A 23,029-nucleotide genomic window follows, 5' to 3' on the forward strand; every position below is an offset into this window, starting at 1 on the left:
GTCATCCCGCTCTTATATCACTCATCTTGAGGAAGAGGTGAATGCACATTGGATTCTATTATCCAATTACTAGTTAACTCGTTACAAACTGGAGCAATATACGTCATTTTTGCATTGGGTCTTACCTTGGTGTTTGGTGTAATGAAAATTGTTAACTTTGCCCACGGTGAATTTTATACTGCTGGTGCATTTCTTACCTATTTGTTTATCGACCAATGGGGATTTTTGGCAAATTTGAATAGTTATTTAGCCTATTTTATAGCCTTTATTTTTTCAATATTAATAGTAGGAATTGTTGGCTATTTTGTAGAATTGGCTATATTTTCGCGATTTCATGGTGATATGATTTCAGGCTTAATTATTTCTCTAGGACTTTCCATGGTATTGCAGGTAGTATACCTAATGCTTTTCTCCGCTAACCCTAAAAATGTAACTTCGATTTTTGAAGGTACGAGTAATTTGTTTGGCGGTGTAATTTCAAATGAGCGTATAGCGATATTTATTTTAGCATTGCTCTTTACTTTTGGAATGTCTCTAATTATTAAAAAGACTAGATTTGGAAAGGCCATGAGAGCTATATCTCAAGATAAAGAGGCCGCAGAACTGCAAGGGATTAAATACAAATCTATTACAAGATGGGGATTTGTTGTTGGGGTTATTCTCGCTGCTTCTGCTGGTGTATTGGTTTCACCAGCCTCAGTTGTTGATCCCTATATTGGAGGTGCCTACTTAATGAAAGCGTTTATTATCATTATTTTAGGCGGTATGGGAAGTATACCTGGCTGTATTATTGCTGGTTTTATTTTAGGTGTGATTGAGAGTTTTGGAACCTTTTATTTTGATTTGGCTTTCGCCACAACCTTATCGTTTGTTTTGGTGATGGTAATGCTAATAATACGACCGCAGGGACTGATGGGAAATGTTACAAAATAATAGGAGTTGGATTATCGTTACTTTGGTTGTTGCTGCCATTGGATTTTTGGTGAAGGATCCATATTATGCCCATTTGTTTTCAATCCTTTGTGTTTATGCTGCATTGGCTGTAAGTTTTCGCTTTACAATGCTTGTTGGGGAAATTAATCTGGCCCATGCAAGCTTTTTTGGAATAGGAGCGTACGTCTCTGCAGCGTTAACAATTTCCTTTAGTGTACCTTTTATCATAGCGATTATTTTAAGCGGATTAATTGCAGCTGTAATAAGTGTGGTATTTGGATTGATTGCCTTTCGGGTCAAAGGAGCTTATTTTCTATTATTAAGTTTTGCGTTTGCAGAAATGGTGCGGCTTTTTTTCCAAAATGTTTGGAAGGATGTTTTAGGCGGCGTAAATGGTATAGCGGGAATCACCATGCCAATGAATTATTACTATGGTTTTATTGCCGTGGTCACTCTACTAGTATTGTATATTTTGTATCGTCTTGAGAAAGGAAACTTTGGAAAAATACTAATCGCAATAAGGAATTCAGATGATTTATCAAGATCTATTGGCATTAACAGTTTTAAATATAAGGTTCTTGCATTGGTCATCTCCACATTTATAGCTGGAATATGCGGATCAATGTTTGCTCATTTTAATTTAGTCATTAGTCCTCAAGATTTTTCCTTCCATTTATCCATCATTATTCTTAGTTTTGTCATCATTGGGGGGAGAAATAATTTTGTAGGGCCAATTATCGGGGTAATTTTATTAACGATCGTGACCGAATATATCAGAGGCTTCGGTTCATTTGAAACCCTTGCATATGGTTTAGCGATTATTATTGCCATGTTGTTTTTGCCGAACGGATTGGTTGGTACCTTAAATTCTATTAGTTTACTTAAGGATAAAAATTCAAAAATAGCTAGTCGAGAGGAGGCCAAAACTTGACAGCTCTTTTAAAGGTAAATAAGATGACCCGTATTTTTGGCGGCATCGCAGCTGTAAATGATGTCTCCTTTAATGTGAATAATGGTGATATTTTGGGATTAATCGGGCCAAATGGTGCTGGGAAAAGTACAACATTTAATTTAATTTCAGGCTTTTATAATTTATCTTCCGGAAAAATTTATTTTGATGGGGAAGAAGTGACGAATAAAAAGCCTGAATATTTAAATAAAAGACAATTAGTTCGTACATTCCAGCACAATGTCCTGTTTGATGAAATGACAGTGTATGAAAATATTTTCATGGGGACTGTACTGAGTAAAATGAGTGACAAAGAAAGGGAAGCATTAATTTTAGAAATATTAGAAACCTTAAATCTTTCCTATGTTAGAGATGAGCTTTCTAAAAATTTGCCGCATGGAACGCAGCGGATGTTAGGCATTGGTGTGGCATTAGCGACAAAGCCCAAACTATTACTGCTAGATGAGCCTTTAACAGGAATGAATATGGTGGAGATTAGGGAAGCCGTTGACGTTTTGAATAAATTAAACAGAGAAAAAAACATAACCATTGTGATTGTAGAACACAACATGAAAGCGGTTATGGAGTTATGCAACCGAATTGTTGTACTAAGTTATGGAGAAAAAATTGCTGAGGGTACCCCAGAGGAGGTGCGAAACAATGAAGAAGTCATTCGAGCATATCTTGGGGGAAGCTAGGGATATTTTACAAATACATGGATTATGTGTGAATTATGGAAAAGCAGAAGCAGTTAAAGATGTTAACTTAATGGTTAAACAAGGAAGTATTACAACCTTAATCGGGGCAAATGGTGCGGGAAAAACCTCAATATTAAAAGCAGTTACCGGAATAATAAAACCGAATAACGGTGAAGTCATTTTTAATAATGAAAAAATCAGTCACTTTCATGCATCTGAAATTGTTAAAAAGGGAATTGCACTTGTTCCTGAAGGCCGAAGATTGTTTCCTGAGATGACGGTTATGGAAAACTTGGAGCTTGGAGCTTATTTAATAAGGGATAAGAACCAAGTCAAGAATGGTTTAGAACAGGTTCTGACTTATTTTCCAGACCTTAAGCAAAAGTTAAACCAAGAAGCTGGCCGCCTAAGTGGTGGACAACAACAAATGGTTGCGATTGGGCGTGCCTTAATGTCTCAGCCAAAATTATTAATATTGGATGAGCCTTCCATTGGTCTTGCGCCGATTATTGTTCAGAAAATCTCTGAAATTATCAAAAACATTAATGATACCGGTGTGAGTGTTCTACTGGTGGAGCAAGATGCTCATACCGCATTGACTATATCCGAATATGGATATGTCCTGCAAAATGGGATGATTGAACTTTCTGGCAATTCGCGAGAATTACTAGAAAATGAAAAAGTAAAGATGGCATATTTAGGTATTTAGCATCAAGTTCAATTACTTATAAATTGAGATCTACAAAAGGGTGAGTAGGAGGAAAAGGAATTGAAATTTGAAACTTTGCTAACTCCAGAATATATTAATCGGTATCAATCTGAATGGCCGAATAAGACGATTTTGGATTATTTAAATGATGCGATAAAAAAACATCCTAACAAGATTGCTATTATTGATAAGAAGAGTAGATATACTTACTTAGAACTCGGAAAGCTAGTAGATCGAGTGGCATTAGGTCTACTAGAGTTAGGAATCGGCAAAGGGGATGTTATTTCCGTTCAACTGCCAAACTGGAATGAATTTGTTATCCTTCATTATGCGATAACCAGAATTGGTGCCATCATCAACCCATTGATTCCTATTTATCGTGACCGAGAAATTGGTTATATGGTATCTCTAGCAGAATCTAAAATGATTGTTATTCCAGATCAATTCCGTAATTTTAATTATCCGGAAATGATTGAACGGCTTTGCGATAAATGGTCTTCAATGGAGCATATGTTTATTGTTGGAGATAATATACCGAACGGGATGAACCCTTTTTCTTCATTACTAGATGTTCCTTGGGAAGAAAGAAAAGATAAGTCCTTATTAGATGAAATAATCCTAGACCCAAATGAAATAACTCAAATTGTATATACATCGGGTACTACTGGGAATCCGAAAGGGGTCATGCATACACATAATACGCTCTGTATTGCTGCGGATTACTGGATAAACCGCTTACAACTAACCTCTGATGATGTTATGTTCATGGCTTCCACTTTTGCTCATCAAACAGGATTTGTCTATGGTGTTCGAGTACCAACTCAAATGGGAGGCACCGCCGTTTTTCAAGATGTTTGGAATCCGATGGAGTTTTTTAAATTAGTCGAAAAAGAAAAAATTACCTTGACTGCAGGGGCCACTCCTTTCCTAAAAGACATACTTCAATTGGAGGGAAGTGAGAAATATAATCTTAGTTCGCTCCGAATTTATGGTGCTTTTGGTGCTCCAATTCCAAGAGCTTTGGTTAAAGAAGCAAGGGAAAGAATGCCATTTACGATATTAGCTGGTTGGGGTCAAACTGAAAACGGATTGGTAACCGTGACGAAACTAGATGATACCGAAGAAAAGTTAACGGGGTCAGAAGGTTTTCCTTTTCCGGGGATGGAAGTAAAAATTGTCGATGAAGATGGAAACCCTTGTCCTCCATATCAAGAGGGAAATTTATTATGTAAAGGGCCTGCACATTTTGTAGGATATTTAAAACAAATTGAGGAAACTCTTAATGAATTTAAGGATGGTTGGTTCATTACAGGTGATCGTGCAATAGTGGATGAAGATGGTTATATTCGAATTTCGGGGCGAAGTAAAGATATCATCATTCGTGGCGGTGAAAATATTCCTGTTGCTTATGTAGAGAATGTTTTGTATGAACATCCAGATATTTTTGATGCGCAAATTATTGCCATGCCTGACCCGAGGCTGCAGGAGAAAGCGTGTGCCTTTATCAGTATGAGGCCTGGAAAAGAACCGCTTACTTTAAAAGATTTACAAGAATACCTCACCCAAAAAGGGGTAGCGAAGCAATATTGGCCAGAACATTTAGAGGTTATAGATGACTTTCCAAGGACACCGAGTGGAAAAATTCAAAAATTTCGCTTGAGAGAAAGGATTATGAATCTTATTACTTAGAATAAGCTTGAATGAGATTTGATAAGCGAAAAAAAACGTAACCATATTTGGTTGCGTTTTTTTTTATGAGTCTAAAAAAACTTCGGCTGATTATATCAACTTCTATTTTTAGGCTTCTGGTTTCTCTTTTCCCATAGAGTTGAATAATTGTGTAGATGATAAGGCATTGAAAGGTAAAGCTACATTGTGTTTAAGCCCTTCGTTATATGCCGCTTTTAAGTCTTTAAGTAAAACAGCCAAGGCAGTGTCTGCTGTCCATTCAGAAACATCGCTCCAATTTCTAACTACCCAGCTATCACCTGTACTCACTTTTAATAGGTTTAATATCTCTTCTTGAGGTAAGTTATAGTGTTTCCCTAATTTAAGTCCTTCAGCTAATGCGTTCATGTTAATACCTAAAATCATATTATTCACTAATTTTGCTACTTGGCTGTTGCCCGGCTTATCGCCATAGTGGAATATATTGGAACCAATCGCATCAAAGTATGGTTGGAATGATTTCACGATTGTTTCCGAACCGGATGTCATAATGGATAATGTTCCAGCTTGAGCACCTGATGCACCGCCACTTACCGCAGCGCTAATTAATTTCAGATCACTTTCTGCTTCGACTTTTTTGCCTAATTGATTCATATTATCAGGGTCAAGTGTACTCATGACAATGATTGTTTTATCTTTAGGCTGAGCAGATAGTAGACCGTTTTCACCAAAAATGACGTCAACATTTTGGGCATAGTCACGAACCATGGAGATCATCGCTTCGTCAGCTTGTTCCGCTACTTCTCTTAAGGTCTCTACCATTGTGATTCCTTCAGCATCTGCCTTCTCATAAACACCTTTAAAGGCATCATAACCGATTACCTCAAAACCAGCTTTCTTTAAATTAACGGCCATAGGGAAGCCCATTGTTCCTAAGCCTACAAATCCAATTTTTTTACTCATGATGAATTCCTCCTATTCCGCATTATTATTGTTTTTTATATTAGTTCAATCACATAAAAAGTGCTTTAAAATTTTTTTCTCTTACCCTTTAATCCAGTTTCCGTTCTCCTGCGCATCAATCGGAATGTTAAAGGTTTGTATGAAGCCTGATAACATATTGTAATACCCAATGACAATCATGGCATCTGCCAATTCTTCAATGGAGAATTGCTCAAGCGTGTGTTTGAATACAACACCCGGCACTTTCCCTTGTTCAAGCATAAACTTCCCAAATCGCAACAGGGACCGTTCACGTTCTGAGAATGCTTCACTATCATCAAATCGTCGTTCAGCGATCGCGATGAATTGATCTTCACGCACACCTGCTGCTTGGGAAATGGAAACATGTTGCTCCCATTCATATTCGCAGCCTCCATGCACTGCTACTTGCAGAATGAGAAGCTCTTTGTTGTAATCGGATAATGTGAGTTTTTTGAAAATGGCGTCGGTCAAATCCATCACTTCCACAAAGGTACCGGGGCTATATCCCATCATCCGGAAAAAATTCACTATTGTTGGTAAGCTTTCATATCTTTGCTTCACTTGCTCAGGTAATTTTGTGAAATCAGGAAAATCAATTTCTACTATCGAACTTAACTTATTATTACTAGACAATTGTGTCACCTCTTCGGATGTTATTTCGCTATAATTTCAATCATTGCTCCCATTTAGTATACATCTTAATTATTTATGGGTAAAATGAATAGTTAGAATACTAATTATGAATATATTTCATAGATTGGAGATTACAGTTATGGATATACGTCACCTCACTTACTTTATAGAAGTAGCAAAATACAAAAGTTTTACCAGGGCTTCCAAATCCCTGCATTTGTCACAGTCTACACTAAGTAAGGTAGTCAAAAGTTTGGAAGAAGAATTAAATGTAGAACTGATTGACCGTTCCGCAAAGAAAATCGAATTAACGGACGCAGGAGAAATTGTTTTAACGGAAGGGCAAATGATTATGGAATCGCTAAATGATTTATCTTTCCACCTATATGATTTATTAAACTTAAAAAAAGGAAAAATAAAAATTGGTATACCGCCAATTATTGGTTTTTTATTTTTCCCAAAAATTATAAAAGGGTTCAATAATTTGTACCCCGATATCAAAATAAATATCTTTGAAGATGATTCAAATAAGGTTAAACAGGAAGTCAAAGAAGGAATAATAGATTTTGGTGTGGTTATGCTGCCGGTGGATGAAAAGGAGTTTGATGTTATTCCCTTTGTTTATGAAGAACTGTCGCTCTTCGTCCATCATTCCCATCCATTAGCGCAGAGGGAAAAAGTTAAAATGAAAGAATTAATAAATGAAAACTTTATTTTATTTAAGCAAGAATATATTCATGACCTCATTATTCAAGAATGCCTAAGAGCTGGTTTTCGTCCGAAAATTACTTATGAAATTTCTGAGTGGGGTTTTATTAGTGGAATGATTGGTGAAAACTTAGGGATTTCGATTTGTCCAAAACCCATAGCCAAAAAAGTCGACCAAGATTTAATCAAAGTGATCCCCATCGATAATCCAAGCTTTCCTTGGAATTTAGGATTGATATCAAAAAAAAGGAAACATGCTTCACCTGCAGTTCGAGAATTTATCCAATATATTTCAGCTCAATTACCTATTAAATCATGAAAACAATTTTATTTATTCATAAATCGGTTATAAAAAGGAGGCTCTAGATGGAAAGCCTCCTTTTTGTCGTGTGCTAATGGTTAATTTAGACTTTTGATGTCGTAACCCAATTTTTTTAATTTTCGATAAAGGGTGCTTCGGCTCATGTTTAATTCCTTCGCTGCATCCGTGACATTCATCTGTGAACGTTTTAATGCTTGTATAATCCAGTCTAATTCGGCCTGTTTGACGGGATTAGTTTTCACTGGATTCATAGGTAAGGTCTGTTGCTTATGGATATGTTTTGGTAGACTTTCAGGGGCAATGATCCCGTTGGTTGAAAAATTGACTGCATATTCCATGGCATTCTCCAACTCGCGAATATTTCCAGGCCAAGAATATTTTTTTAAAATCTCCATCGCTTCTGGAGTTACATAGTGAGGACCGTGGTGTTTTTTTAAACTCAGCTTTTGAACAAAATTTTCAGCAAGTAAACGGATATCTTCCGAACGTTCACGTAAAGAAGGTATCTCAATATGAATGACATTGAGACGGTAAAAAAGATCCTTACGAAATTTCCCCGCTTGAATTTCTACAGGAAGATCTTTATTGGTCGCTGCAATGACGCGAACATCTATAGAGATACGTGTTTTATCCCCGATGCGGACAATTTCTTGTTCCTGGATGACCCGAAGCAACTGGACTTGTAACTCCAGAGGCATATCCCCTAATTCATCGAGGAAAAGAGTTCCCTTATTCGCCAATTCAAACTTTCCCATGCTGCCTTTCGGATTAGCGCCCGTAAAGGCACCAGCCACATATCCAAAAAGCTCACTAGGAAGCAAATCCTTTGGTATCGCAGCACAATTTAGAGCGATAAAAGGATGATCAGCTCGATGGCCGGCTTGATGAATGGCATTGGCCACTAACTCTTTTCCTGTGCCGCTATCCCCGGTAATCAAAACGTTAGAATCACTAGAAGCAGCAACTCGAGCTAATTGAATAGTCTGCTTAAATGCCTCCGATTCACCAACTAAGCTTTGAAAAGAGTATTTTGCAAAGTGGTTATGGGTAGTAGGTGAAGGACTCATTCTATTTTTTTTCTCTAAAATAGAAATGAAACCTATGAATCTATCATACCAAAATATTTTTTTGTATAGTGCCCGATATTCAGAGCCATGCAGCGTTACTTCTTCTTCCCATTCCTTTTTCGTGGTAAATTCATTTTTTTCCACTGTACGTGACATTAACACTTGCTTCTCGTCGACATGACCGTGATTGTTTAACCTTACTATTTTCCCCTTTGAGTCACATAAGATAACAATTTGGTTTTTCCATTTGTTTATCGCTTCAATGTAAATGTTTTGTATCATTTCACGAGCCTGGTAGTAATTGTGAAATAGAATCCTTTCTATTTGGTTCACGATTCCGACGGTTTTCACCATGCTAAGAGTATGGTAACTATCACTGGTGGTAGAAAGGTTTACGATCCCTAATAATTCACTAGTAAGCGGATCCAAAATAGGGGCTGATGAACACACCCAGTCATGACAGCTTTGAGAAAAATGTTCGGAAGAAAAAATTTGAACAGGCTGTTTCAAAATCAAGGAGGTACCTATTGCGTTCGTACCGGCCCAACGCTCTGACCACTGAGCACCATTATTTGCATTCACAGAGTTTCCAATTTGATGAGTTAACCGTGAATTCCCATAACTCTCTAAAATGATGCCATCGCTGTCACAAAACAGGAGTACATGATGATCATTAGAAAGTTCTTGCCCCGCCTGTTTAAGTACTGGCTGTGCGAGGTGGAAAACTTCATTGTTTTCCTTTTTTTCCTTGAGTTCTTCACCTGAGATATTTTTAACTGACCCTTGAATCATCGGATTTAGATCATCATATTGCTTACTCCGATTCCAAGATTCTAAAACTACATCTCTTAATTCAGTAAATTCGGTAGGATGCGGACCGATTTGACAGGTATTAAAGAAGAAGTTTTCCCACTTTTCATGATATTTTTTTCTGAATAGAACAATATCATTTTTTGATACCGGGTCTGAAAAAGGAACAAGGGACATATAGTACTCACCTCTTAATTATTCCGAATATTATTAATTTACATACTATCGGTGGGGAGTGTCAACTATCAACTTTCTGCTAAATGATTCTGAGTTATTTGTTTCTTCATTTCCATTGTAGCAAAAGTGAGAATAGAGTGTTGCAAAATTAAGAATAGTTGACTATATAAGGTGCTATTTCCTTCTTTTTGAAATTAGTTGTATCAAAAATGCTACACACAAAGAGTCAAACAATAAAGAAAAGGCTGAAAATATAAAAAATTAAGTTGGCACGGTAATTGCATATTAATTAAACGAATCACCCAAGAACACCCATCTCTGAAACCGTATTCAAATGAACGTACAAACAAGGAGGAAAACAATGATGAAATCAATGGAGCAGAAAACGACAACTGTATCACTGGAAGCAGATTATCTACGGGCATTGTACCAGGATTGGAGCGACCGTATGGTGGCCAATCCGAACATGACGCTGGCAGACTTGCGCAGCCTTTTTGACGAGTGGGAAAAACCTACGTTAGAGCCTGAAGATGTAACGTATAAGACTGACACTGTCGGCGGAGTTGATGTGGTCTGGGCGTATCCAATTGGGTGCGACAAATCGAAAGTATTAATCTACACACACGGCGGCGGGTTTGCAGTTGGGTCCTCCACAAGCCATCGCAAGCTGGCTGGCCATGTGGCCAAGGCTTTGGGCGTGTCATCTGTCGTATTGGATTACCGCCGCAGCCCGGAGAACCCTTTCCCGGCACAATTGGAGGATGCTGCCGCTGTTTACAGCGCATTGCTTGCGTCCGGCATTAAGGCAAAGGATATCGGCACTATCGGTGACTCTGCTGGAGGAAACCTTGCCGTATCATCGGTGTTGAAATTCCGTGAATTGGGACTTGAACTTCCAGGCTTCGTCATTGCTTTCTCGCCGTGGCTTGATATGGAACTAACTGGCAGCACACTGGAGAGCAATGCCGCTACTGATGCGCTCATCACCGTTCCATTGCTCCAAGGGATGATTGGGATGTTTATCGGTGAAGACGGTTCTAAGGTTCGTAATCCATTAGCCAATCCGCTGCACGCTGATTTCAATGGCTATCCGCCGCTCTATATCAACGCGGGTGGAGCCGAAATGCTGCAAGACGATGCTCGCCGCCTGCATGCTCGCGCCACTGATGCTGGTGTACAAGCTACATTGTCAGTTGTTGATGGAATGCAGCATGTTTTCCCATTCCTAGCCGGCCGCGCTCCTGAAGCGGATGAGGAGATTCGTAGAATCGCAGCTTGGTATCAGGCACTGCAAAAATAAGAAAATGCTAGTTTCGTAAATATTGTTGTTTTTGCACGTATGCGACCGGGCTACCGATTTTTTGAAGAATAGGATCGCATAGAAGGGGTATATGCGACCGAACCGGGGATTATTTGAAGAGCAGGGGCTCATAGAAGAGGTATATGCGACCGAACCACGAATTTTTTCAAGCATTGGGGCTCATAGATAGGCTATATGCGACGGGAAAGGTTATTTTTCTAAGCGTTCGGTCGCTTACACCCAGTCAATGAGTTATTCCTTTTTACTTGGAGCAGCTTTCACTGTTGGAAAGCAACAAACTTTTAGAAAAAGGCTCTGTAATAGCTCAATGTGTTGAACAATAAACGGAGAAATTCCGTTTAAATTGGGAAATATCAATATTTCCTTAAAAATAAAGGAAGTTTTTCCGTTTATATGATCCAAATCATTTGATTTTGTCTTAATTAGAGCAGTTAATCGGAATATCTCCGCTTATATCTGTATTTTTGCTTCATCTTATTCAATTAGCCGGAAATTCTCCGCCTATGAATTATCATACCTACACGAAAATCAACAATGAATAATAAAAGAGCCTAGAAGAAAAAGAAATCCTAATAGATGTAGGTGCTATCAAATAAAAGCGACTAGAACATGAAGATAATGAGGGGGAAACCATGATGAATCACAACAAGATAATCGAAGTTGATTTTGATGCGGTTGTTGTTGGGGCTGGATTTGGCGGCCTTTACGCTGTTCATAAACTCCGCAATGAACTAGGACTAACCGTACGCGCCTATGATAATGGCTCTGATATCGGGGGTACTTGGTATTGGAACCGCTATCCAGGAGCGCTTTCAGATACCGAAAGCTTTGTTTACCGCTACTCTTTTGATAAAGAACTGCTTCAAGAAGGAAAGTGGAAGCACAATTACCTGACCCAGCCGGAAATCCTGTCCTACCTAAGCGACGTCGCCGACCGGTTCGACTTGCGGCGCAGCTTCCAGTTTAACACCAAAGTCACAAAAGCCTATTTCAACGATTCAGCTAACGTTTGGGAAGTCACCACCGATAAGGGTGAAACCGTCACGGCAAAGTACCTCGTTACGGGACTTGGTCTGCTATCTGCAACCAATATACCGAATTTTAAAGGCAGGGAGACCTTCAAGGGAGAACAATATCACACTGCTAGATGGCCGAAATCAGGCGTTGACCTGAAAGGCAAACGAGTAGGCGTCATTGGTACTGGTTCAACTGGGGTTCAAGTTATTATTGCGATTGCCCCTGAGGTCGAGCATCTGAATGTGTTCCAACGGACTCCGCAATACAGTGTACCAATTGGATTAAAGCAACAATCCGATGCTGAGAAAGAAGAAATAAAGGCAAATTACGACGAGATCTGGAAACAGGTGAAATCCTCCGCCGTTGCCTTTGGATTTGAAGAAAGTAAAGTATCAGCGGTTGAGGTTTCAAAAGAGGAACAAGAGCGTGTGTTTGAGGAGGCATGGAATAAAGGAGGCGGCTTCCGCTTCATGTTCGGTACCTTCAACGACATTGCCACCAATTCAGGGGCTAATGAGGCTGCCTGCAATTTTATCCGCAAGAAAATCCAAGAGATTGTAAAGGATCCTGAAACTGCACGAAAGTTGACGCCAACCGGTTATTATGCCAAACGTCCGCTTTGTGACAATGGCTACTACAATACATTCAACCGTGACAATGTCTCACTCGTTGATGTCAAGGAGAACCCAATCGTGGAAATTACGCCAAAAGGAGTTCGCACCACGGATGGCGAGTATGAATTGGACGTACTGATCTACGCAACCGGATTTGATGCGGTGGATGGCAATTATACCAAAATCGACATTCGCGGACGCGGGGGTGTCACGATGCGCGATAAATGGGCGGATGGACCAACAGGGTATCTTGGCATGACGAATACCGATTTCCCTAATTTGTTCATGATTCTCGGACCAAACGGCCCGTTCACCAACCTGCCGCCAAGCATTGAAACGCAAGTAGAATGGATTTCCGATACCGTGAAGTACATGGTCGAAGAAGGCATCAGCACGATCGAACCAACCGTGGATGCCGAGAATGATTGGGTTGAAACCTGTCGGACAATTGCCGATATGACCCTGTTTCCAAAGGCTGATTCGTGGATTTTCGGGGCGAACATCCCTGGTAAGAAAAATGCGGTCTATTTCTACATGGCCGGCTTGGGCAGCTATAGAGAAGCCTTGAAAGAGGCCGGTTATAAAGGCTTTGTTTTCGACCGTGCGATGGCTAACGTGGAATAAAATTGTACTACTAACGGAGCCGGGGGCAGTCATACCCGGCTCTTATATACCCCAACCTAGTATGAGCATCATAAATGAATTAGCCTTTAGGGCGCCACAATCATGGGAATAAAAATGTATCCCATTGTTCCCAATCCCTGTTTTACCATCGGAAAATAAATAGAGAGGAATAGGGAGGTTATTATGTATCTAAGTCAGCAAAATTTTAATTCTTCATTACCTACCAATGTAATTTTTGGAGTAAACAGTGTCGAGGAAAGTTTAGTAGTAAAAATTAAGGAGTTCAATAAATTGAACGTTTTTATAGCGACTGATCCTGGACTTGTTCAAGCTGGAATTCCAAATAAAATACAATCCCTTTTAAAAGAAAACGGGATTGATTCAGCCTTATTTTCAGAGATTGAGCCAAATCCTCATGCCGTAACGGTCATGAAGGGGGCTAAAGTTTATAGAGCTGAATCATGTGACATGATTCTCGCCGTTGGCGGAGGAAGTGCAATGGACTTCGCAAAAGCAGTTGGCGTAGTGGTTAGTCATCCCGGCCAAATCCTTGATTATCGCCGCGGAGTAAATCCAGTTGTTAACGATATTCCTACCTTATTTGCTATTCCTACAACTGTTGGTACCGGCTCTGAAGTAACGACAGTTTCAGTGGTCACTGACCATGAGGCAGGCAGGAAATATGTTGTTGCTTCACCCAAGTTGGCACCTAATATTGCATTTATTGATCCATTGTTAACCACTTCACTTCCACGCCACGTAGTCGCATCTACAGGAATGGATGCTATGGTTCATGCAATAGAAGCATTTACATCTGTACGTTCAACTCCCATAACGGATGGCTTAGCACTACAAGCAATTAAAATGCTTAAAGATCATCTGCCAGCTAGTTATGCACATCCTAATAACCTTGAAGCAAGATCACAAGTGCATCTGGCAAGCACCATTGCTGGTATGGCTTTTGGTCTTGGCGGTGTTGGGCTGGTTCACTCCTGTTCACATCCGATGTCCGCTATCTACCATGTACCCCATGGTCTGGCGAATGCAATTATATTACCTTATGTGATGAAACACAATCTAATCTCAAACTATAAGAAATATGCCGAGATTGCTAGAATCTTTGAACCTTCCTTAACTTTTGAGAATGATAAAGTTGCTGCTGAAGAACTAGTAGACTTACTAAATGATTTTAACCAATCATTGAATATACCAAAAGATTTTAGTTATTTAGGAATTGAATTTACAAAGGAAATGGTCGACCGTTTAGCCCATGATGCAATGGATGATAAAGGGACCATTCCAAATAATCCGCGAAAAGTTGTCATAGATGATGTGATAAAAATTTATAATCGGGTTTTACCATTCTATCAAGAAGGGGGATCAGCAGAATAATGTACATTAATGGAAAGTGGTTGGAAACTGAACAAAGATTAGAGGTAAAAAACCCCGCTAATGGTGTAGTGGTTGATCGAGTGTTTTTAGTAGGAAAAGAAGAAACGAAACGAGCGATAGAAGCAGCAAAAAATGCGTTCCCATTATGGTCTGGACTGACCGGTGAACAGCGGGGGGCTTATTTGCATAAAGTCGTGGAACTATTGGAGGCAAAAAAAGAACACTTTGCCCAGACCATTACGAAGGAGATGGGCAAATCCATTCATAATGCCCGCTATGAAGTGGGGAGCACGATCGCTTTTTTTAAATGGTATGCAGAAGAAGCCCGACGGGTCTATGGGGATATCGTCCCTGCCTCTGCGCCAAATAAAAGAATTTCTGTCATCAAGCAGCCAATTGGGGTTGTTGGGGCGATTACGCCATGGAATTTTCCGCTATCAATGGGCGCGAGAAAACTAGGTCCTGCATTGGCAGTTGGCTGCACGGTTGTATTTCGGCCATCCCGTGAGGCACCTTTATCATCACTGGAGCTATTCAAAGTGTTTGATGAAGCTGGCCTTCCAAAAGGTGTTGTGAACCTTGTCATTGGGAATTCTTCTGATATTGTGGGAGAACTAATGGCTAGTGACACTGTTCGAAAAATTTCCTTTACAGGCTCAACAGAAGTCGGAAAGAAGCTCATTCGCCAATCGGCTGACACCGTAAAACGTGTATCCATGGAGCTTGGCGGACACGCTCCATTTATTGTTTTTGAAGATGCAGACATTGATCTTGCCATTCAAGGCACCATTTCCAGTAAATTTGCCTCAACAGGCCAACAATGTGTTTGTGCGAATCGTATTTACGTACATGATTCTATTTATGACGCATTTGCTCAGCGTTTTGCAGATAAAGTGGCCTCCATGGTGGTCGGTGATGGATTAAATGAAGGTACTCAAGTAGGTCCAATGGTGAACCAAGAGGCTGTTGATAAAGCACACGATCATGTGACTGATGCAGCAGGTAAAGGGGCTAGAGTTCTTTGCGGTGGTAAAGTGCCGACTGAGAATGGATATGAAAATGGCTATTTTTATTTACCGACGGTACTAGCAGACGTGAACGAAGAGATGAAAATCACCTATGAAGAAACGTTCGGTCCAGTGGCACCATTAATCCGCTTTAGTACAGAAGATGAGGTGATTGAAAAAGCAAATCATACCGAGTATGGTCTGGCCTCTTATTTCTATACAAATGACCTTTCACGAGCACACCGGGTTTCAGAAAAGCTTGACTATGGAATGGTAGGAGTAAACGACCCCGCCCCATTTGCTGTTCAAGCGCCATTTGGAGGAGTGAAACAAAGCGGGTTGGGAAGAGAAGGCGGCCGCTATGGTTTGGAAGACTATCTTGAAACGAAATTAGTTTCTGTAGCAATACGCAGTGAAAGCCGGTAAAAAAGCAGGGAAGTGTTCTGTCTCTTGAACAGAATGCTTTCCATATATATATAGAATATTTTTAAAATGATAGATTGGCAAAGGAGAGAAACCAGGTGAATTTTTCAACAAAGCTTCATGAAACAGCAAAATATGATGGCAGCAAGATTGCCTATTACTTTAAAGATGAATCAAGTACATATGCTGAATTGAATCAAGCGATTACACAATTTGCCTCTGGCCTGGAACAATTAGGGGTCAAGAAAGGGGACCATATTGCCTTATTGTTGGATAACTCTCCTCAGTTTGTGATTAGTTTACATGGGGCGTTCCGATTAGGAGCGACTGTCATTCCGATTAATCCTATTTATACAGCCGACGAGATCGGGTATATCCTTGATAATGGTGATGTGAAGGCTGTTGTTGCCTTGAAATCGCTCATCCCAATCCTTGCGAAAAAGCAAACATTTCTGCCAAAAGTAGGGCACTATGTGTATGTGGATACGGAAGAAAAGACAGAGGATTTGCAAGGCCTTTCTATTTACCCTAAATTGAAATCCTTTACTAGTCTGCTGGCCTTCGGGAATTTGGACTTTCAAGAACCGGAAATGGATGAGGATGATGTGGCTGTTATTCTTTTTACATCCGGAACAACTGGAAAACCCAAAGGTGCGATGCTGACCCATAAGAATTTGTATAGCAATGCCATGGACGTAAGCCATGACTTAAAAATCACAAGCGATGACATCATTATTACAGTACTGCCAATGTTTCATGTTTTTTGTTTAACTGATTGCTTGAATTCAGCGATTATTTGCAGGGCAGCGATGCTGATCGTACCAAGGTTCAGCCCTAGGGAAATATTCCGTTTAGGTAAAAAATATCAACCAACAATATTTTTTGGCGTACCAACGATGTTTAACTTCCTCAATCAATTTTCTGAAGGAAACCCGGAGGATCTAGCATCGCTAAGGCTCTGTTTCTCAGGGGGAGCCTCCCTTCCCGTTTCCCTGTTAAGAAATTTTGAGAAAAAATTTAATGTGGTGATTTTAGAAGGATACGGATTATCCGAGGCATCACCAACAACAACTTTTAACCCTCTTGACCGTGAACGTAAGCCAGGCTCAATTGGAACATCCATCAGCCATGTGGAAAACAAAGTGGTGAATGAGTTTGGCGAAGAAGTTCCTGTCGGGGAAGTAGGAGAGCTGATTGTCCGCGGCCCGAATGTCATGAAGGGCTACTATAAAATGCCTGAAGAGACAAATAGGGTGTTAAAAGATGGCTGGCTTTACACAGGTGATCTGGCAAGAATGGATGAAGATGGCTATTTTTATATTGTTGACCGCAAAAAGGATTTGATTATCGTAGGAGGGTATAACGTTTATCCAAGGGAAGTAGAAGAGGTCTTCTATCATCACCCTGACATAGTGGAGGCCGCGGTCTTTGGGGTACCGGATTCTGACCGCGGTGAGGCTGTGGTAGCTTATGTGGTCACCAAAGATCCTTATATAACAGCGGAGCAGCTGCAGGCCTATTGTAAGGAACATCTGGCAAAATATAAACTTCCTTCGGCCATTGAGATTATCGACGAACTGCCGAAAAGTGGAACGGGGAAAATTTTAAGAAGGGCTTTAAAAGAACAGCTCGTTGAAAAAGTTGCGCTTTAGAAAAATCGCGATAATAATGACGTTAATATTCTGAACCTTAACATTATTATGAATTAGCCGAAAATCAGGGGGGTTCAAAATGAAAATGGACGAAAACGTTAGAAAAAAACAGATGAGGAAGGTTGCCATAGCTAGTGTGGTTGGAACCTCTATTGAATGGTATGACTTTTTCATTTATGGAACGATGGCTGCACTCGTTTTTCCACAATTATTCTTCCCGGAATCTAGTTCTTTCATGGGAGTCTTACAATCATTTATTACACTATTTGTAGGCTTTTTAGCTCGACCGATTGGAGCCATCGTCTTTAGCAGTTATGGTGATAAAATTGGGAGAAAGGCTGCGTTGGTTACTTCCTTACTGATAATGGGGATTAGTACCACCCTTATGGGATTATTGCCAACTTTTCATAGCGTTGGTGTTGCCGCACCGATTTTGCTTGTCGTATTAAGATTTATTCAAGGGATTGGTGTCGGTGGAGAATGGGGTGGTTCGGTCACACTTTCTGTTGAATGGAGTTCGAAAAAATCAAAAGGTTTAATGGGAAGTATGACGCAATTGGGTGTTCCAATAGGGATGATCTTTTCTACTTTAGTTGTTTCACTATGTATGTTCCTAACAGGAGATTCCTTTGAAGCTTGGGGATGGAGGCTTCCATTTCTTCTGAGTATTGCTCTCGTGTTTATTGGTTTATATATCCGATTAGGGATTGAAGAGTCTCCAGAATTCGAGAAGCTGAAAGAAGAGAAGAGAACAGCAAAGCAACCAATTTTAGAAACTATTAAAGGATATCCAAAAGAGATTCTCCTAGCTGCTTTTACCCGTCTTGCTGATAATGTTCCTTTTTATATTTGTACAACATTTACTATTTATTACGCTACAACTCAACTTAACATGGATAAACAAATGATCACAAATGCTGTATTGCTCGTGGCGATCACCTTTCTATTCATCGTACCTTATGCAGCGCATTTATCTGATAAATTTGGACGAAAGAAAATTATGTTCTCTGGAATGATCATGACACTTTTAGGAGCTTTGCCGTATTTTTATTTGGTAAATACAAAAGAAATAGTACTTATTGCAATTGCTATTGTACTTTTAAGTATCGGCCCGGCTGTCATCTATGGACCACAAGCAACTCTGCTTGCTGAAATCTTCCCTGTCCATTTAAGATTCAGCGGCTCATCCCTTGCTTATCAATTTGCTGCGATCATTGCAGGTGGATTGGCACCTACCATATCCTTAACATTGCTGGAGAAATTTAAAAGTGCCAATGCCATCACAATGTATATCGTCATTTGTTGTGTCATAGCAATTACGTCATTATTCCTCCTCAAACCAAAAGGTGAAAAAACAATCGTTGAGGAGCTGGCCCGAGCTAGCAATGAGTAATAAGTAAATTTTGAATCCAAAAAAAGATGTAGGAGGCATTGGGATGGCTGGTCCATTAGAAGGAATAAAAGTAGTAGAACTTTCAAGAACACTAGCTGGTCCTTTTTGCAGCATTCAATTAGCCGATATGGGAGCGGAAGTGATTAAGGTTGAACAGCCGGGGATTTTACGATTACATCAATAAATAGAAAGGAAAGTGGATTTTATGGATTTTCAATTATCAGAAGATATCAAGTTTTTAAAAAAGAGTATACAGGATTTTATTGATAACGAAGTTGATCCTCTTGCGATGGAAATCGAAGAGAAGGATGAAATTCCTGAAAAGATAATGAACATGTCCAAGGAAATGGGCTTGTTTGGTCTGAGTATACCAGAAGAATACGGTGGAACGGGAATCGGAATGGTCGGCAAGTGTGCAATCTATGAAGAAATAGGCAGAACACATAATGGCTATACGACTGTTATTGGTGCCCATACTGGGATAGGTTCAGTTGGGATTGTGGAAATGGGGAATGAAGAACAGAAGCGAAAGTATTTACCGCCGATGGCAGCAGGTGAAATGATCGGTGCGTTTGCTTTGACAGAACCAAGCGCCGGCTCTCATGCTACGAACTTGAAAACAACTGCGGTGAGAAAAGGGGACAAATATATATTAAATGGGAGCAAACATTACATTACAAATGCGCCGATCGCAGATGTTTTTACGGTTATGGCCGTAACCGATCCATCGAAAGGAGCAAAAGGAATTACCTCCTTTATCGTAGAGAAAGACTTTCCTGGGTTCACAGTTGGGAAAAGGGAAAAGAAAATGGGGCTGCACGGATCACATTCTGCAGAGATTTTCTTTGAAGATTGCGAGGTCCCTGTAGAAAATGTACTCGGTCAAGAAGGCCAAGGGTATGTCAATGCTTTAAAAATTCTAGCAAATGGCCGGGCAGGGCTTGCTGCCAGAAACCTGGGTTCCTGCGAAAAACTGCTGGAAATGTCTCTCCATCATGCCAATGAGAGAATTCAGTTTAACAAACCAATCTTTGAGCAACAAGTTATTCAACATTACTTGGCTGAAATGGCCTTGGATATTGAAACATTAAGGAGCATGACATACCGCGTGGCGTGGATGGTAGACCAGGGTATGAAGGTCATTAAAGAAGCGGCAATGGTGAAACTGCTGGGTTCCGAAGTGTATAATCGTATAGCAGATAAGGCAGTACAGATTCACGGAGGAATCGGTTATATTGCTGAATTCCCTGTTGAACGTTTTTATCGTGATGCAAGAATCACCAAGATTTATGAAGGAACATCCGAAATTCAAAAAAATATTATTGCAGCGCAGTTAAAGCAGGAATATTTATAAAAATCTACACTTATAGGTTCAAGATAAAGCAAATATTTTAGTTTTGATGAGTAAGACCTTCGATTTTTCCTGTTAAATATCCAGTGGGGATATTTGTAGGTTGCATATGTGTTTTATATTTTAGTCCTCTCCTTTAAAAAAGCAGAGAGGACTTTTCCTTTATACCTTGTATGTAGGTTAACGGGGGATTTTTTTTCTCTTTTTCACAAATGTACGTCGCATGGATAACAAACCAAAGGTTATTCAGCTACTGTTCGAATGTTGTTCTTTGAAGTTGTTGGCTGTGCCTGCAACTTTATTTCTATAAATATTGTACTGAGCCTTTTCCTTAGATGTGAATAATTAGTGAAAATTAAATGTGAAGAAAATGTGAAAATCACATGAAGAAACTTCACATTTTTTAATTACGTTCTATAATACCCATATAGGTATAAAACCCACTGGGGTATATCTAATAATGTTTAATTTTATTTCTTAGTTGTTAAGATTTATAAATATTACTTGGAGGGAACAAATATGACACTGAAAGTAATCATCGTAGGCGGAGTTGCTGGCGGAGCTACTGCAGCTGCCAGATTAAGAAGAGTAAGTGAAGACGTCGATATAATTCTTGTAGAGCGTGGGGAACATATTTCGTTTGCAAATTGTGGATTACCTTATTATATTGGTGAAACGATTAAAGACCGAAGCAAGCTATTAGTACAAACGGTAAAAGGAATGTCAGAGCGTTTCAAGCTTGATATTCGCAATTTAAGTGAAGTAATGAGCATTGATCCAGAAAATAAGAAAGTAACTATCAAGAATTTACAAAATGGAGAAGTTTACCAGGAAACATACGATAAGTTATTATTATCACCTGGAGCAAGACCAATCGTTCCACCAATTCCGGGATTAAATGAAAATCAGACGTTATTTACCTTAAGAAATATACCGGATACTGATAAGATCAAAAACTACGTTGACTCCCAAAATCCTAAAAAAGCCGTTGTGGTTGGCGGCGGATTTATTGGAATTGAAATGGCAGAAAACCTGGTAGATAGAGGAATCGAAGTGACCATTATTGAAATGGCAAATCAAATTATGGCACCTATCGACTTTGAAATGGCCAGTATTTTACACACTCATTTAAAAGAAAAAGGCGTAAAGTTGATTTTAGAAAATGGTGTGCAATCATTTGCTGATCAAGGGAAGAAGGTTATTCTTTCTGATGGAACAGAAATAGAAACCGATATGACGATCCTATCTATCGGAGTCAGACCAGAAAATGAATTAGCCAAGACTGCAGGGTTAGAACTGGGAGAGCGTGGAGGTATTATTATCAATGAATACCTTCAAACTTCTAATGAGGATATTTATGCCGTTGGCGATGCGGTTGAAGTTGTCGATTATATTAGCGGAGCAAAGGCCATGATTCCGCTCGCAGGGCCAGCAAACCGTCAAGGCCGGATTGCAGCAAATAATATGATGGGGAAAAAAGAGAAGTATCAAGGAACAATGGGTACTTCGATTGCTAAAGTATTTGATCTAACAGTTGCAGCTACTGGAAATAATGAGAAAACATTAAAACGTTTAGGGGTATCATATGAAGTTGTTCATATCCACCCAAGTTCACACGCAGGATACTATCCGGGAGCAGCACCAATTGCTTTAAAATTAATCTTTGATAAAGAAAACGGGAAAATTTTCGGCGCCCAAGCAGTCGGGGCAGATGGTGTGGATAAGCGCATCGACGTGATTGCAACCGCCATTAAAGGTGGATTGACAATAGAAGATTTGACCAACCTTGAATTATCCTACGCTCCGCCATACTCATCTGCAAAAGACCCAGTTAATATGGCTGGTTATGTGGCTTCCAACATCATGGAAGGCGAGCTGGAAATGGTACAATGGCATGAAATTGACAAAATCGTGGCAGACGGAGGGTTATTAATCGACGTTCGTGAACCAATGGAGCGTGAGTTTGGTTTTATCGAAGGGTCCATCAATATTCCTTTAAATGATTTAAGGAATCGATTAGAAGAGCTTCCTAAAGATCAGAGCATATATGTCAGTTGCCAGGTCGGTTTAAGAGGATATTTAGCAAGCAGAATTCTAAAAAACAACGGCTATCAGGTTAAAAATGTGGATGGTGGCTGGAAAACGTATTCCTCCGTATTTGGAAGCAATATAAACAAAAAGGTTGAAACCTTCACAAACGACCTTGGGGAAACAGTTGTAAACAATACAAATATCATAAAAGTGGATTCGGTTGTAGATGTAAGTGGCCTAACTTGTCCAATGCCAATCATCAAATTAAAAAAAGGTCTTGATTCATTGGAAAGCGGACAAGTATTGGAGTTGCATGTTACAGATAAGGGAGCCTTAAACGATCTGCCAACTTGGTCAAAAAATGCAGGTCATACCATCCTGAGAACGGAAATCGATAAAAACATGATCAAGTTTTGGATTGAAAAAAAGTAAATAGTAAATCATTCTTTAGACCGCCATGTTCATTGCGGTCTTTTTTTTGCATACTGAAAAAAATTTTTTTAGATTCTATTGACATTAATACCTAACGGGGTATATTATAAACCT

General features: G+C 39.6%; 17 protein-coding genes and 1 pseudogene. 15 read left to right on the forward strand and 3 right to left on the reverse strand.

What is annotated here, in order from left to right:
* The first annotated feature begins 48 nt into the window (after nucleotides 1-48).
* The 5 genes from ACZ5B7_RS10265 to ACZ5B7_RS10285 are packed head-to-tail and all read left to right on the forward strand — an operon-like array spanning nucleotide 49 to nucleotide 4,978.
* Nucleotides 49-933 (forward strand): branched-chain amino acid ABC transporter permease, encoded by an 885-nt coding sequence (locus ACZ5B7_RS10265; RefSeq protein WP_464493632.1) that lies wholly within the window; start codon nucleotides 49-51, stop codon nucleotides 931-933.
* The gene (locus ACZ5B7_RS10270) at nucleotides 920-1,864 is read left to right on the forward strand and encodes a branched-chain amino acid ABC transporter permease (protein ID WP_464493633.1); all 945 of its coding nucleotides are present in this window, start codon (nucleotides 920-922) and stop codon (nucleotides 1,862-1,864) included. The genes ACZ5B7_RS10265 and ACZ5B7_RS10270 overlap by 14 nt, the downstream gene beginning before the upstream one ends.
* A complete protein-coding gene (locus ACZ5B7_RS10275; protein ID WP_464493634.1) occupies nucleotides 1,861-2,580 on the forward strand; it encodes an ABC transporter ATP-binding protein in 720 nt (239 codons plus the stop codon). Before ACZ5B7_RS10270 ends, ACZ5B7_RS10275 begins: the two co-directional genes overlap by 4 nt.
* 4 nt (nucleotides 2,581-2,584) lie before the next feature.
* Complete coding sequence (locus ACZ5B7_RS10280; RefSeq protein WP_464494467.1) at nucleotides 2,585-3,289, forward strand: ABC transporter ATP-binding protein; 705 nt, start codon at nucleotides 2,585-2,587, stop codon at nucleotides 3,287-3,289.
* Nucleotides 3,290-3,349: 60 nt separating this feature from the next.
* Nucleotides 3,350-4,978, forward strand: coding sequence for an AMP-binding protein (locus tag ACZ5B7_RS10285; protein WP_423801750.1), 1,629 nt, complete (start codon nucleotides 3,350-3,352; stop codon nucleotides 4,976-4,978).
* A gap of 108 nt (nucleotides 4,979-5,086) precedes the next feature.
* Here ACZ5B7_RS10285 and ACZ5B7_RS10290 read toward each other — a convergent pair whose 3' ends face one another.
* The gene (locus ACZ5B7_RS10290) at nucleotides 5,087-5,920 is read right to left on the reverse strand and encodes an NAD(P)-dependent oxidoreductase (protein WP_464493635.1); all 834 of its coding nucleotides are present in this window, start codon (nucleotides 5,918-5,920) and stop codon (nucleotides 5,087-5,089) included.
* Between the two features lie 81 nt (nucleotides 5,921-6,001).
* The gene (locus ACZ5B7_RS10295; RefSeq protein ID WP_423801752.1) at nucleotides 6,002-6,574 is read right to left on the reverse strand and encodes a carboxymuconolactone decarboxylase family protein; all 573 of its coding nucleotides are present in this window, start codon (nucleotides 6,572-6,574) and stop codon (nucleotides 6,002-6,004) included.
* A 139-nt stretch (nucleotides 6,575-6,713) separates the two neighbouring features.
* On the opposite strand from ACZ5B7_RS10295, the gene ACZ5B7_RS10300 reads away from it, so the two are divergent.
* Nucleotides 6,714-7,601 carry a LysR family transcriptional regulator gene (locus ACZ5B7_RS10300; protein ID WP_423802596.1) on the forward strand — a complete coding sequence of 296 codons (888 nt, stop codon included), beginning with the start codon at nucleotides 6,714-6,716 and terminating at the stop codon, nucleotides 7,599-7,601.
* 80 nt (nucleotides 7,602-7,681) lie between these two features.
* On the opposite strand, the gene ACZ5B7_RS10305 is transcribed toward ACZ5B7_RS10300, so the two are convergent.
* Nucleotides 7,682-9,658: a sigma-54-dependent Fis family transcriptional regulator gene (locus ACZ5B7_RS10305; RefSeq protein WP_464493636.1), complete on the reverse strand. Its 1,977-nt coding sequence runs from the start codon at nucleotides 9,656-9,658 to the stop codon at nucleotides 7,682-7,684.
* Between the two features lie 361 nt (nucleotides 9,659-10,019).
* On the opposite strand from ACZ5B7_RS10305, the gene ACZ5B7_RS10310 reads away from it, so the two are divergent.
* The 9 genes and pseudogenes from ACZ5B7_RS10310 to ACZ5B7_RS10350 all read left to right on the forward strand — a co-directional run bounded on the left by ACZ5B7_RS10310 (nucleotide 10,020) and on the right by ACZ5B7_RS10350 (nucleotide 22,915).
* Nucleotides 10,020-10,958, forward strand: coding sequence for an alpha/beta hydrolase (locus ACZ5B7_RS10310; protein ID WP_464493637.1), 939 nt, complete (start codon nucleotides 10,020-10,022; stop codon nucleotides 10,956-10,958).
* A 653-nt stretch (nucleotides 10,959-11,611) separates the two neighbouring features.
* Complete coding sequence (locus ACZ5B7_RS10315) at nucleotides 11,612-13,234, forward strand: flavin-containing monooxygenase (RefSeq protein WP_464493638.1); 1,623 nt, start codon at nucleotides 11,612-11,614, stop codon at nucleotides 13,232-13,234.
* 183 nt (nucleotides 13,235-13,417) lie between these two features.
* Nucleotides 13,418-14,626 (forward strand): iron-containing alcohol dehydrogenase family protein, encoded by a 1,209-nt coding sequence (locus ACZ5B7_RS10320; RefSeq protein ID WP_464493639.1) that lies wholly within the window; start codon nucleotides 13,418-13,420, stop codon nucleotides 14,624-14,626.
* Nucleotides 14,626-16,059 (forward strand): NAD-dependent succinate-semialdehyde dehydrogenase, encoded by a 1,434-nt coding sequence (locus tag ACZ5B7_RS10325; protein ID WP_423801757.1) that lies wholly within the window; start codon nucleotides 14,626-14,628, stop codon nucleotides 16,057-16,059. The genes ACZ5B7_RS10320 and ACZ5B7_RS10325 overlap by 1 nt, the downstream gene beginning before the upstream one ends.
* Before the next feature lie 95 nt (nucleotides 16,060-16,154).
* Nucleotides 16,155-17,708: a fatty acid--CoA ligase family protein gene (locus ACZ5B7_RS10330; protein ID WP_464493640.1), complete on the forward strand. Its 1,554-nt coding sequence runs from the start codon at nucleotides 16,155-16,157 to the stop codon at nucleotides 17,706-17,708.
* A 79-nt stretch (nucleotides 17,709-17,787) separates the two neighbouring features.
* Nucleotides 17,788-19,101, forward strand: coding sequence for an MFS transporter (locus ACZ5B7_RS10335; RefSeq protein WP_464493641.1), 1,314 nt, complete (start codon nucleotides 17,788-17,790; stop codon nucleotides 19,099-19,101).
* 43 nt (nucleotides 19,102-19,144) lie between these two features.
* A pseudogene (locus tag ACZ5B7_RS10340) lies at nucleotides 19,145-19,264 on the forward strand (CoA transferase); the annotation flags it as partial.
* 42 nt (nucleotides 19,265-19,306) lie between these two features.
* Nucleotides 19,307-20,455: an acyl-CoA dehydrogenase family protein gene (locus ACZ5B7_RS10345; RefSeq protein WP_464493642.1), complete on the forward strand. Its 1,149-nt coding sequence runs from the start codon at nucleotides 19,307-19,309 to the stop codon at nucleotides 20,453-20,455.
* A 516-nt stretch (nucleotides 20,456-20,971) separates the two neighbouring features.
* Nucleotides 20,972-22,915: a CoA-disulfide reductase gene (locus ACZ5B7_RS10350; RefSeq protein ID WP_464493643.1), complete on the forward strand. Its 1,944-nt coding sequence runs from the start codon at nucleotides 20,972-20,974 to the stop codon at nucleotides 22,913-22,915.
* The last annotated feature ends 114 nt before the right edge of the window (nucleotides 22,916-23,029 follow it).

It is taken from the genome of Neobacillus sp. S1115, assembly GCF_055385565.1.